Source organism: Tenacibaculum sp. XPcli2-G, assembly GCF_024124505.1.
Lineage (GTDB): Bacteria > Bacteroidota > Bacteroidia > Flavobacteriales > Flavobacteriaceae > Polaribacter > Polaribacter mesophilus.
Genome location: NZ_JAMXSH010000003.1, coordinates 665054 through 677678, shown reverse-complemented (window position 1 = coordinate 677678; position 12625 = coordinate 665054). Strand labels below are relative to the sequence as shown.

General features: G+C 33.3%; 9 protein-coding genes, 1 rRNA gene and 1 riboswitch. Of the genes, 9 read left to right on the top strand and 1 reads right to left on the bottom strand.

All coding sequences use genetic code 11. The features are described from left to right. Positions 1-87, top strand: a 5S ribosomal RNA gene (gene rrf / locus NH341_RS10890); the annotation flags it as partial. A gap of 309 nt (positions 88-396) precedes the next feature. Further along, entirely contained in the window at positions 397-1680 is a 1284-nt protein-coding gene (locus NH341_RS10885; protein ID WP_253056850.1) for an acetyl-CoA hydrolase/transferase family protein, read from the top strand. Between the two features lie 12 nt (positions 1681-1692). On the opposite strand, the gene NH341_RS10880 is transcribed toward NH341_RS10885, so the two are convergent. Continuing rightward, positions 1693-2436 carry a DUF542 domain-containing protein gene (locus NH341_RS10880; RefSeq protein ID WP_159616678.1) on the bottom strand — a complete coding sequence of 248 codons (744 nt, stop codon included), beginning with the start codon at positions 2434-2436 and terminating at the stop codon, positions 1693-1695. Positions 2437-2708: 272 nt separating this feature from the next. On the opposite strand from NH341_RS10880, the gene msrB reads away from it, so the two are divergent. The 7 genes from msrB to NH341_RS10845 all read left to right on the top strand — a co-directional run bounded on the left by msrB (position 2709) and on the right by NH341_RS10845 (position 12534). After that, on the top strand, positions 2709-3155 hold the full coding sequence (gene msrB / locus NH341_RS10875) for a peptide-methionine (R)-S-oxide reductase MsrB (RefSeq protein ID WP_047789587.1): 447 nt from the start codon (positions 2709-2711) through the stop codon (positions 3153-3155). 14 nt (positions 3156-3169) lie between these two features. Continuing rightward, complete coding sequence (gene msrA, locus NH341_RS10870) at positions 3170-3715, top strand: peptide-methionine (S)-S-oxide reductase MsrA (RefSeq protein WP_167713940.1); 546 nt, start codon at positions 3170-3172, stop codon at positions 3713-3715. A 6-nt stretch (positions 3716-3721) separates the two neighbouring features. Next, on the top strand, positions 3722-5287 hold the full coding sequence (locus NH341_RS10865) for a YdiU family protein (RefSeq protein ID WP_253056848.1): 1566 nt from the start codon (positions 3722-3724) through the stop codon (positions 5285-5287). A 184-nt stretch (positions 5288-5471) separates the two neighbouring features. After that, a riboswitch (SAM riboswitch) is annotated at positions 5472-5585 on the top strand. A 131-nt stretch (positions 5586-5716) separates the two neighbouring features. Then, a complete protein-coding gene (locus NH341_RS10860; RefSeq protein ID WP_253056846.1) occupies positions 5717-7009 on the top strand; it encodes an O-acetylhomoserine aminocarboxypropyltransferase/cysteine synthase family protein in 1293 nt (430 codons plus the stop codon). 183 nt (positions 7010-7192) lie between these two features. Then, on the top strand, positions 7193-10591 hold the full coding sequence (gene thrA, locus NH341_RS10855) for a bifunctional aspartate kinase/homoserine dehydrogenase I (RefSeq protein WP_253056844.1): 3399 nt from the start codon (positions 7193-7195) through the stop codon (positions 10589-10591). A 345-nt stretch (positions 10592-10936) separates the two neighbouring features. Continuing rightward, entirely contained in the window at positions 10937-12103 is a 1167-nt protein-coding gene (locus NH341_RS10850; RefSeq protein ID WP_239179377.1) for an O-succinylhomoserine sulfhydrylase, read from the top strand. Between the two features lie 23 nt (positions 12104-12126). Beyond that, positions 12127-12534 carry an Rrf2 family transcriptional regulator gene (locus NH341_RS10845; protein ID WP_047789518.1) on the top strand — a complete coding sequence of 136 codons (408 nt, stop codon included), beginning with the start codon at positions 12127-12129 and terminating at the stop codon, positions 12532-12534. Positions 12535-12625 lie beyond the last annotated feature (91 nt).

Below are 12625 nucleotides of genomic sequence, written 5' to 3'. Positions count from 1 at the left end.
CTCACCTCTTACCATTCCGAACAGAGAAGTTAAGCCCATTAGCGCCGATGGTACTGCCAATGGTGGGAGAGTAGGTCGTTGCCTTTCTTTATCAAACCTCAATCTTTTAAAGATTGAGGTTTTTTTTGATCTTATTTTTAGGATTGCTGTATCTCGTAGTTTTTAATCCTTTCCTTGTTACTTTCAATCTTGATACAGATCCTCAAAAACAACCGTATTTTAATGTTTAATATTCAACAGGAAATAGTTATACAGATGGGCTTTAGAATAACTATGAAATTAAGCCCTAGAAAAACTATAAAATATACTTTTGTCTAAAAATAAGTCTATGTATGATTTTTATCATTTATTTAAATAAGGTTTATGGGGAAATTTGCAGAGTAAAACTTTAGAATAATGAGAAAAGAGATTTGTATTGTTACGGCTGCAGAAGCTGTAAGTATTGTAAAATCAAATGATAAAATTTTCTTCCAAGGAGCAGCAATGACTCCTAATTTATTAATTGATAGCTTGTGTAATAGATATCATGAGTTAGATGATATAGAGATTATTCAAATCCACACACATGGTAAGGCAAAGTATTTAGAAGAACCATATTGTAAATCCTTTAAACTAGTTAGCTGTTTTGTAGGTGATAATGTAAGAAAAGGAGTAAATACTAATAATGGAGATTATATTCCTATTTTTTTAAGCGAAATTCATTGGTTATTCCGCCGAAATATTTACTCATTGGATGTAGCTTTTATTCAAGTTTCTCCACCAGATAAACATGGCTATTGTTCGTTGGGGACTTCAGTTGATATTACATTACCAGCTATTCAAACAGCAAAAACAGTTATAGCTCAAATTAACCCTAATGTACCTAGAACTCATGGGGATGGAATTATTCATATGAGTAATATAGATTATGCTGTAGAGGTTGATGTTCCAATACATACTTCTGAAATAGGAATACCTTCAGAAATAGAAAAAAAAATTGGACAAAATATAGCTGAACTAATAGAGGATGGTGCAACATTACAAATGGGAATAGGTAATATACCAAATGCTGTATTACATAACTTAAAAAATCATCAACGATTAGGAATTCATACAGAAATGTTTTCTGATGGAGTACTACCATTAATAGAAAGAGGTGTAATTACTGGTGAAGAAAAAGAGATTAAAACAGGAAAGATAGTTACTTGTTTTGCCGTAGGTTCACAAAAGTTATACGATTTTATAGATGATAATCCTCTAGTACATTTTAAAGAGGCCGGTTATACAAATGATACTTTTATCATAAAGAAAAATCCTAAAGTAACAGCTATAAACAGTGCTATTGAAATAGATTTAACAGGACAAGTTTGTGCTGATACTATTGGGCAATACCAATATTCTGGAGTTGGTGGTCAAATGGATTTTATTAGAGGAGCTTCATTATCAAAAGGAGGAAAAGCCATTATAGCAATGCCTTCTGTTACCACAAAAGGAATTTCAAAAATTACTCCATTTTTAAAAGAAGGAGCAAGTGTAACTACGACCAGAGCTCATGTACATTATGTTGCTACGGAATATGGAGTGGTTAATTTGTTTGGAAAAAGTTTAAAAGAAAGGGCAAAAGCACTAATTTCTATAGCGCATCCTAATTTTATAGAAGAGTTAGAAAAAGAAGCTTTTAATCGATTTAAAAAGCTATAAAAAAGGGAGTGTTTAAACACTCCTCCTTTTTTTATAATAATTTGTTTTTTTTTCTAATTCTAGTGCTTTTCTATGCAGTATGTTGTGTTCTAAATGTATATGATGATATAAATCTTGTTCAAACTCTTCAAGTTTAATGTAAAGATCTTTATACGTATTAGAGACACTTTCTGGAATAGAGTAGTTATCTGTTAGTTTAGCTATTTCTCTAAAAAGATTATTAATTTCTTCATGTTCATATTCTAACATTTTTATAGGAGTATGTATCGTGATGAATGAAGGAATACTTATTTTTTTGTGTCTTTTGTCAGCTGCTATTAACTGTTTTATATAAGGGAAAAGTATTTGCTCTTCTTTTTGAAGGTGAGATAGAACTTCAGAAGAAGCTTTTCTAAATAGTTTATTAATTTTTAATAGTTCAGGATGTGTATTACCATAGGTTTTTATAACTTCATTTATATATTGAGAAATTATAGGTAAACTTTCTTTTACATAAGAATGATGTACATTTTCAATATAAAGGGTTAAAAAGTTTAAACTCCAAGTTTTATAATCTTGAAGTACATCACTAACGCTTTCAACATTTTCCAATTCACTTTTTAATGTATTTAAGTTTATTTTATTCTTTTGGCAGACTTTGTTTATTGTTATATTTCCTTTGCAGCAAAAATCAATTCCATATTTCTTAAAAATAGGAGCTGTTTTTATATTCTCTATTACATAATCAGCGACTGTTCTATTATCTAAGACATTCATTATTTTTTTATTTTAGTAAATACTGATAAAAGCTTGTAATTTGTAATTATTTTAACTTAAATTATGTTATAAGTAATAGGTATAGTGGTTTTTATTACAAATTAATAGGTAAAAGATGATTTAAAACATGATATAAATCATCCTTGAAAAAATTATTTAATTATCTTTTAAATTATGATTAAAGTTTTAGAGAGAATCATAGCTTTGTAAGTAACAAAGAAAAGAAACTACTAATAAGTTAAATAAAACGAAAGAGCAGGATGAGCGACAAAATTTTAACTTGGAAAGACGTAATTAATTTTGCAGTTAATGGTAATCCAACACCTGATAAAAGAGTGGAAAAAACAGCAACAGAATGGCAAGAACTTTTAACTACTGAACAGTTTAGAGTTACCAGACAAAAAGGAACAGAAAGACCAAATTCAGGAGCATTGTGTAGTGTTTATGATGCTGGTAAGTATAAATGTGTATGTTGTGGTACACCTTTGTTCGATTCAACGATTAAATTTAGTTCAGGTACCGGTTGGCCCAGTTTTACACAACCTATCAAAGAGAATGCTATTCAATATGAAAAAGATACTACCTTTGGTATGGTTCGCGTAGAAGTGATGTGTAATACTTGTGATGCGCATTTGGGGCATGTATTCCCTGACGGACCAGAACCTAGCGGATTACGTTATTGCATTAACTCAGCATCAATGATTTTAGATACTGAATAAAAGAAAGTATATAAATGACAAATAATAAATTAGAACTAATTACCGTTGGTGGCGGTTGCTTTTGGTGCGTAGAAGCTATTTTAAATCAAATAAAAGGAGTAGAAGAAGTAGTATCTGGTTACATGGGCGGTACTGTACCAGGAACACCAACCTATAGAGAAATTTGTTCAGGTTTAACAGGACACGCAGAAGTAGTACAAGCAACATTTAATCCTGAAATTATAAGTTATGAAGAGTTGTTGGTAATGTTTATGACAAGTCATGACCCAACAACTTTAAATAGGCAAGGAGCTGATGTAGGAACACAATACCGTTCAGTAATTTTTTATCAGAATGAAGAGCAACAACAAACTGCTGAAAAAGTAGTAGAAAAATTATCTCCGCATTATGAAGATGAAATTGTAACAGAAATAACTCCATTAACTACATTTCATGCTGCGGAAGAGTATCATCAAAATTATTATGAAAACAACAAAGAACAAATGTATTGTGCTGCAGTAATTTCACCCAAGCTATCTAAACTTAGAAAAATGTACGCAAACAAACTAAAAGAACAATAGAACGTGTTGAAATTCAATATACAAAATACCTTTACTAAAGAATTACCAGCAGACCCAATTCAAGAAAATACTCGAAGACAGGTTACAGAAGCTTGTTTTTCGTATGTAACACCTAAAAAAACATCCAATCCAAAAATGATTCATGTTTCGGATGAAATGGCAAATGAGTTAGGACTTTCAGAAATAGCAATAGCTTCAGAAGAATTTAAGAATGTTTTTACAGGGAATGATGTATATAAAAACACACAACCGTATGCGATGTGCTACGGAGGTCATCAATTTGGACATTGGGCAGGACAATTAGGAGACGGTAGAGCAATTAATTTATTTGAAGTTTTTCATGATAACAAAAGATGGGCTTTACAGCTAAAAGGAGCAGGAGAGACACAATATTCGAGAAATGCAGATGGATTAGCAGTGTTACGTTCCTCTATTCGTGAGTATTTGTGTAGTGAAGCTATGTATCATTTGGGTGTGCCTACAACAAGAGCTCTGTCTTTAGCTTTGTCGGGAGATGAAGTATTAAGAGATGTAATGTACGACGGAAACGCTGCGTATGAAAAAGGAGCCATTGTATGTAGAATATCCGAGTCTTTTTTACGTTTTGGTAGTTACCAAATATTTCCTGCCAGAGGAGATGTAAAAACATTAAAAACATTAGTTGATTATACCATTAAACATCATTATTCTCATTTAGGTGAACCTTCAAAAGAAACGTATGTTTCCTTTTTTAAAGAGGTAGCAGAGCGTAGTTTAGAAATGGTTATTCACTGGCAACGTGTAGGTTTTGTACATGGAGTAATGAATACCGATAATATGTCGATTTTAGGTTTAACTATTGATTATGGACCTTATGGATGGTTAGAAGGTTATGACCACGGATGGACACCAAATACAACGGATAATACACATAAACGTTACCGATATGGTTCGCAACCAGAGGTGGTTTTATGGAATTTATATCAGTTGGCAAATGCTCTATATCCTTTAATTGAAGAAGCAGAACCTTTAGAAGCAGTTTTGGAAAATTACCAAGAGCGATTTCCTGAAAAGTACATGCAAATGATGCGAGAAAAATTAGGACTTTTTTCTTCGCAAGAATCAGATGGAACGTTAGTTTCAAACCTTGAAGAAGTACTTCAAAAAATAGAAACAGACATGACTATTTTTTTTCGATTGTTGTCAAGCATTTCAAAAGATGATAGCATAGAGGAGGCAATCAAAAAAATAGAAAAAGCATTTTATACGCCTTCAGAAGTTGTAGACGAAATAAAAAAATCTTGGGAGAACTGGTTCGAAAGTTATATAGATAGATTACAAAACGAAACTGTTTCAGATGAAGACAGAAAAGAAAAAATGAATGCTATAAACCCGAAATATGTACTCAGAAATTATATGGCACAATTAGCCATTGATGATGCAAATAAAAATGACTTTGTATTGTTAAATGAGTTATATTTACTGCTCAAAAATCCTTACGATGAGCAACCAAAATATGAAAAATGGTTCGCAAAACGACCAGAATGGGCTCGAAATAAAGTAGGATGTTCTATGTTATCTTGTAGTTCTTAAGATAAAAATTTATATAAATTTTTTATTTAAATAAAACATTATAAAACACAGGTTTTGAATTGTTTAGGTTTTTGTTTTAAAAATAATTCAAAACACTTTTTAAAATAAAAATCAAAATAAATTTGGAAAATCCATTTTTATAATTGAATATTTGTGCTCGTAAAAGTTCAAACACTTATTGACGATGTTATCAAGAAAGGTGGAGGGATTAGACCCTATGAAACCTTAGCAACCCTTTGTGCAAACAAAGAAGGTGCTAAATTCTACCAGAGTGTAAAAACTCGTGGATAGATAACCCAAAGAAGTTTCTTTAATATCTACAAGAATCTTCTTATAATTTCTTAATAACATTTTTCTAGTAAGCAACATCTAAAAGTAGATGTGTTTTGGCTTTTGGTTTAATTTTTTATTAACTCAAAAACAAGAAAAATGAGTACACAAAAATTCGCAACAAACGCGTTGCACGCAGGTCACGATGTAACACAAAACGGAGGAACAAGAGCAGTTCCTATTTATCAAACTACTTCGTATGTTTTTAATGATGCAGAACATGCAGCAAATCTATTTTCGTTAAAAGAATTGGGATTTATTTACACCCGATTAAACAATCCCACCAATCAAATTTTGCAGGATCGTTTAGCTGCTTTAGAAGGTGGTATAGGAGCTGTAGTTTTTGCTTCGGGAACAGCAGCTATTTCGACTGGATTGTTAACTTTATTAAAAGCAGGAGACCATATCGTAGCTTCGAGTAGTTTGTACGGAGGAACCTACAATTTATTAAATATCACTTTACCAAGATTGGGTATTACTACTACGTTTGTAGATGCTTCAAACCCTGATAATTTTTCGGCAGCAGTACAAGAGAATACTAGAGCCTTTTTTGTAGAATCTCTAGGGAATCCGAAGTTAGATGTATTGGATTTAAAAGCTATATCAGCGCATGCGAAAGAAGCAGAAGTTCCTTTCATTGTGGATAATACCGTAGCAACACCTGCTTTATTAAATCCGATAGAACACGGAGCTAACATTGTAATTCACTCCTTAACAAAATACATTGGAGGACAAGGAAACTCGTTAGGAGGAGCCATTATTGATGCAGGAACTTTTAATTGGGCAAATGGGAAATTCCCTGAATTTACAGAACCTTCAGCAGGATATCACGGATTGGTATATCACGAAACTTTAGGTGCAGCATCGTACACGTTTAAACTAATTTTAGAAGGATTACGTGATTTTGGAGGAGCTTTGAGTCCTACCAATGCTTTTAATATCATTCAAGGATTGGAAACCTTAGAAGTACGAATTCAAAAGCATAGTGAAAATGCATTGAAACTAGCAAAGTGGTTGCAAGAGCAAGATGAAGTTGCTTGGGTAAATTATCCAGGGTTGGAAGACAACAAGTACAAAAACTTAGCAGATGAATACTTACCAAAAGGTCAAAGTGGATTGGTAACTTTTGGAGTAAAAGGAGGTTACGAAGCTGCTAAAACCATTGCTGACAATACCAAACTCTTTTCATTACTAGCCAATATTGGAGATACCAAATCTTTAATTATTCATCCAGCAAGTACCACACACCAACAATTGAGTGATGAAGCTCAAGAAAGTACAGGAGTTACTAAAGACTTAATCCGTTTATCAGTTGGTTTGGAAAATATTGAAGATTTAAAAACCGATTTACAAGAAGCATTTGCTCAAATTCCTAAAGAAGTATTGGTTTAAAACAACTTGCGTTAGGGATTAACTCATAATAGGTTATTTACTTATTGGTTTCGTTGAATGCTTCGCATTTGCGGTGGCATCCTTTTGTTGTCAGTTCGAGTTTGCGAAGCAAGTATCGAGAACTAACAAAAGATATAACGGAAAGCCCGACCCTTTAAGGGAACGCCCATAAAGACATCAATAATGAAAAGTGATTTGCAGCATATTAATATTCTTAGTTATACTACATTAAGCGGTACACAATTCGATACAATTCCGTTAAGCTATCAAGTTTTTGGAAAAGCATTGAGTACCGCTCCTGTGGTACTTATTAACCACGCACTCACAGGAAATAGCAATGTTGCAGGAAGCCAAGGTTGGTGGCAAGATTTAATAGGAGAAGCCAAGGTTATAGATACTAATGAATATACCATTTTGTGCTTTAACATTCCAGGAAATGGTTATGATAATTTCTTAATAGATGATTACAAAAGTTTCGTAGCACGTGATATTGCAAACATTTTTCTACAAGGGCTAGAACAACTCAACATAACACAATTATTTGCGTTGATAGGAGGATCTTTAGGAGGTGGAATAGCATGGGAAATGGCTGTGTTGAATCCGAAAATTACCGAGCATTTAATTCCTGTAGCAACCGATTGGAAATCGACCGATTGGTTGATAGCGAATTGTCAAATACAAGAGCAATTTTTAATCAATTCTAGTAATCCTGTGCACGATGCACGTATGCATGCAATGTTATGTTACAGAACGCCAGAGTCGTTTAAAAAACGTTTTCAACGCTCAAAAAATGAAGAGTTACAGATTTTTAATGTAGAAAGCTGGCTGCTACATCACGGAAAAAAATTACAAGAACGCTATCAGTTAGCATCCTATAAATTGATGAATCAGTTATTAAAAACCATCGATGTAACAAAAGGAAGAGAAGAGCTAGATGTATTAGAGAGAATCGAGGCAGACATCCATATTGTAGGCGTAGATTCCGATTTGTTTTTTACTGCGGAAGAAAACAGAGAAACACATAAACAACTGGCATCTGCCCATGCGAATGTAACCTATAATGAAATTAATTCAGATCATGGGCATGACGCTTTCTTAATAGAATACAAGCAATTAGAAAAAATTATTGAACCTATATTCAATCAAAAATCAACAAATAAAAGAATGAAAATTTTAAAGTTTGGCGGAAAATCTTTGTCGAATGAAGGGATACAAAATGTAGTGTCTATCATAGAACAGAAAATTAATAATGGAGAGAAGATAGCAGTGGTAGTATCTGCAAGAGGAAATGCTACAGATGAACTGGAAGAACTCTTAGAAAGAGCTGCTAAAAATGAAGCTTTTAAAGAACAATTAGAAGCGTTTCGATATGAGCAAACAAAATTAACTCCGTTGGTAGATTTTTCTACGGAATTTAATCGCTTAGAAAAGTTGTTTGAGGGAGTTAGTTTGTTAGGAGATTATAGCCAAAAGATAAAAGATGAAGTGTTAGCTCAAGGTGAGTTATTATCGATAAAAACGGTAACCGACTTGTTGCAACAAAAAGGAATCAATGCACTAGCTACGGATTCAAGAGCGTTGTTAAAAACGGATGAAACAGTAGGAAAAGGACAATCAATAATTGAGGTGTCTAAAGAAAATGTGTTAAATCATTTTAAGCAGTACAACGGAACAACTGTGAATGTGGTAGCGGGGTTTATAGCTTCAAACTTAAAAAACGAAACTACTACGTTGGGTAGAAACGGAAGTAATTACACAGCCTCGTTGTTAGCGAACTATCTAGATGCTGAAGAGTTGCAAAACTATACGCATGTTGATGGAATCTTCACGGCAAATCCTGATTTGGTGGCAGATGCTAAGAAGATAGAAGTATTGTCATTTTCCGAAGCAAATGAATTGGCAAACTTCGGAGCGAATATTTTACATGCCAAAACAATTATTCCGTTGTTAGAGAAGAACATCAATCTTCGAATTTTAAACACCTTCAATCCTAATGATAATGGTACATTGATTACAGCAAAATCAACTTTAAAAGGCATTAAATCCTTATCGGTTTTAGACAAGGTTGCTTTAATCAATTTTGAAGGAAGAGGTTTGTTAGGTAAAGTAGGCGTGGATGCACGTATTTTTAAAGCATTGAGCAATCACGGAATTAGTGTGAGTATCATTTCACAAGGTTCATCAGAAAGAGGTATTGGTTTGGTGGTTGATAAAAACAATGCAGCTGCAGCTGTAAAAGCCTTAGAACAAGAGTTTGAAAACGATATACAAACAAAAGATGTCAACCAGATTTCGATTCAAGATGAAGTATCAGTAATTTCAATTATTGGTCAGGATTTAAGCGAGTTTCATCAGCCATACAACGCTTTAATTAAGAACCAAATAGTTCCCTTGTTATTCAACAATACCATTACAGGTAAAAATGTAAGCTTGGTAGTGAAGAAAGAGCAATTACACAAGGCGTTGAATGTGATTCACGGTCAAGTATTTGGAGTTGCTAAAAAGATAAACATAGCTGTTTTTGGTAAAGGATTAGTTGGAGGAACCTTGATTGAACAAATTCTAGAGAACTCAAAATCAATTTTAGAAAGACGTAAAATTCACCTGAACATTTTTGCGATTGCTAATTCTAAAAAAGTATTATTAGAGAAAAATGGAGTTGGAGCTAATTGGTCGAATGAGCTTGAAAAAGCAATAGAAGATAAGCATACAGTTGATACTGTTATCGATTATGCTAAAGAACACCACTTAGAAAATCTAATTGCGGTAGATAATACAGCAAGCGTAGACTTTATAGAAAATTACATTCCGTTAGTCGATGCTGGGTTTGACTTAGTCTCTTCTAACAAAATAGCGAATACTGTTTCGTACGATTTTTATAAAGAGTTACGAAAAACTTTAGATAAAAATAAGAAGAGTTACCTGTATGAAACCAATGTTGGCGCAGGTTTACCATTGATTGATACGATTAAATTATTGCACGATTCAGGAGAGAATATAACCAGAATTCGAGGAGTGTTCTCAGGATCATTAAGTTATTTATTCAATAAATTTTCTTCGGAAGAAGTAACATTTTCAACGGTGTTACAAGAAGCCATTGATAAAGGGTTTACAGAACCGGATCCGCGTGAAGATTTATGTGGAAATGATGTTGCTAGAAAACTATTGATTTTGGCACGTGAATTAGATTTAGAAAACGAATTTGAGGATATTCAGATAGAAAACTTGATTCCAGAGGAGTTTAGAGAAATATCTTCTGATGAGTTTTTAGGAAACTTAGAAAAACTAGATGCTACATTTCAACAGCAAAAAGAAGCACAAGAAGAGAAACACGTACTGAGATATATCGGAGATTTACATGGAGACTTACAACAAACAAAAGGAGAGTTAGATGTAAAATTAGTATCTGTACCAGAAAATTCACCTTTAGGAAGTCTAAAAGGTTCAGATGCCATATTTGAAATCTACACAGAATCGTATGGAGAACAACCCATAGTAATACAAGGAGCAGGAGCAGGATCAAAAGTTACTGCAAGAGGCGTATTTGGAGACATTTTACGATTAGCAAAGAATAATAATTAGATAGACTGGAGAATAAAGTAATGAGAATAGAGAGAAGAGAAAAAAGAATCAAGAACAAATAAAATAGAGATAAGATTTACTAAATCCTTTGTCAGTTCGAGTGATTTTTATGGAGTGTTAACGAAGTAAAAATTGTATCGAGAACTATTAGAATACTTCTCGATACAAAATTATTTTTATTTCATTTCAATAATTTTACTCGAAGTGACATCAGAAAAAAGGAATAGAAAACTTAAAAACAAGAACCAAGAAAATAGAGCAGAGAGAAAAGATATAAGAGCTAAGCCCCATAAATCTTGATTCTTTTACCTAGAAGCAAAGCGGTCAAACATCTAAAAAAATAACATGAGCAAAAATTTTGAAACACAAGCCATACGAACACAAACAGAACGTACACAATTTTCTGAGCATTCTACACCCTTATACCTAACCTCAAGTTTTGTATTTGACGATGCTGAAGATATGAGAGCGTCGTTTGCTGAAGAAAAGCAACGAAACTTATATAGCCGATTTTCAAACCCGAATACTACAGAGTTTGTCGACAAAATAGTGGCTATGGAAGGTGCCGAGGCAGGATATGCGTTTGCAACCGGTATGGCAGCCGTGTTTTCAACTTTTGGCACCCTGTTAAATGCGGGGGATCATATAGTATCGTGTCGCTCTGTTTTTGGGTCAACTCATAGTTTGTTTACAAAGTATTTACCTAAATGGAATATAGAAACGAGTTATTTTAAAATTAATGAGGTAGATAGGATTGAAAGTTTAATTCAGCCGAATACAAAAATATTGTATGCTGAAACTCCAACAAATCCAGCAGTTGATATTTTAGATTTAGAGTTGTTAGGAAGTATTGCAAAGAAGCACAATTTATTGTTAGTGATAGATAATTGTTTTGCAACTCCGTACTTACAGAATCCTATCAAATTTGGAGCAGATTTGGTAATTCATTCAGCAACAAAATTAATAGATGGTCAAGGACGTGTTTTAGGAGGTGTTGTGGTGGGAAAAGAGGAACTGATAAGAGAAATTTATTTGTTTTCAAGAAACACTGGACCTGCAATGTCGCCATTCAATGCTTGGGTGCTGTCTAAGAGTTTAGAAACTTTATCGATACGAGTGGAAAAACATTGCGAGAATGCGTTGAAGGTGGCGCAGTTTTTAGAAGAGCACCCGAAGGTGAACTTGGTAAAGTATCCATTTTTAAAGTCGCATCCACAGCATGAAATTGCAAAAAAGCAAATGCGATTGGGAGGGAACATTGTCGCTTTTGAAGTAAAAGGAGGTATTGAAGCTGGACGCAACTTTTTAAATAGTATAAAAGTATGCTCATTATCAGCAAATTTAGGAGACACACGAACGATTGTAACACATCCAGCATCAACCACTCACAGTAAGTTAAGTGAAGAGGATCGATTAGAAGTAGGAATAACAGATGGATTGGTACGATGCTCGGTAGGACTAGAAAATGTAGAGGATATAATTAACGATTTAAATCAAGCATTAAATAATTAAGAAGTAAAGCATATATTTGTGATATGCTTTCTAAGAAAACAAAATACGGAATTAAGGCGCTTACTTTTATTGCAAAACAAGAAAAGGGCACTATGGTACAAATAGCTACCATTTCAGAAAACGAAAATATTTCACACAAGTTTTTAGAAAGCATATTACTTACCTTACGAAAATCAGGGATTTTAGGAGCAAAAAAAGGAAAGGGTGGAGGCTATTATTTGCTAAAGCCTGCGAGCGAAATTAAAATGACTGATGTTATTAGAACACTAGAAGGACCTATTGCTATGGTACCCTGTGTTAGTTTGAATTATTATGAAAAATGTGATGACTGTCCAGATGAAGAAGCATGCTCAGTACACAAATTAATGATTCAAGTAAGAGATAATACGCTACAAGTACTTCGTAATAACACACTTGCAGATTTAGTGTAGTATTAACAAATTGTAAAATTCAAATATTTTTTTGATTTCCCCTTGGAAAATTAAAAAGCATCTGTATATTTGTCGACTTAAAACCTAGTAT

Excerpts from the sequence above, each read along its gene's own strand:
- thrA (WP_253056844.1), top strand. The coding sequence starts at position 7,193 with ATGAAAAGTGATTTGCAGCATATTAATATTCTTAGTTATACTACATTA.
- NH341_RS10845 (WP_047789518.1), top strand. The coding sequence starts at position 12,127 with ATGCTTTCTAAGAAAACAAAATACGGAATTAAGGCGCTTACTTTTATT.
- NH341_RS10885 (WP_253056850.1), top strand. The coding sequence starts at position 397 with ATGAGAAAAGAGATTTGTATTGTTACGGCTGCAGAAGCTGTAAGTATT.
- NH341_RS10880 (WP_159616678.1), bottom strand. The coding sequence starts at position 2,436 with ATGAATGTCTTAGATAATAGAACAGTCGCTGATTATGTAATAGAGAAT.
- msrA (WP_167713940.1), top strand. The coding sequence starts at position 3,170 with ATGACAAATAATAAATTAGAACTAATTACCGTTGGTGGCGGTTGCTTT.
- NH341_RS10860 (WP_253056846.1), top strand. The coding sequence starts at position 5,717 with ATGAGTACACAAAAATTCGCAACAAACGCGTTGCACGCAGGTCACGAT.
- NH341_RS10850 (WP_239179377.1), top strand. The coding sequence starts at position 10,937 with ATGAGCAAAAATTTTGAAACACAAGCCATACGAACACAAACAGAACGT.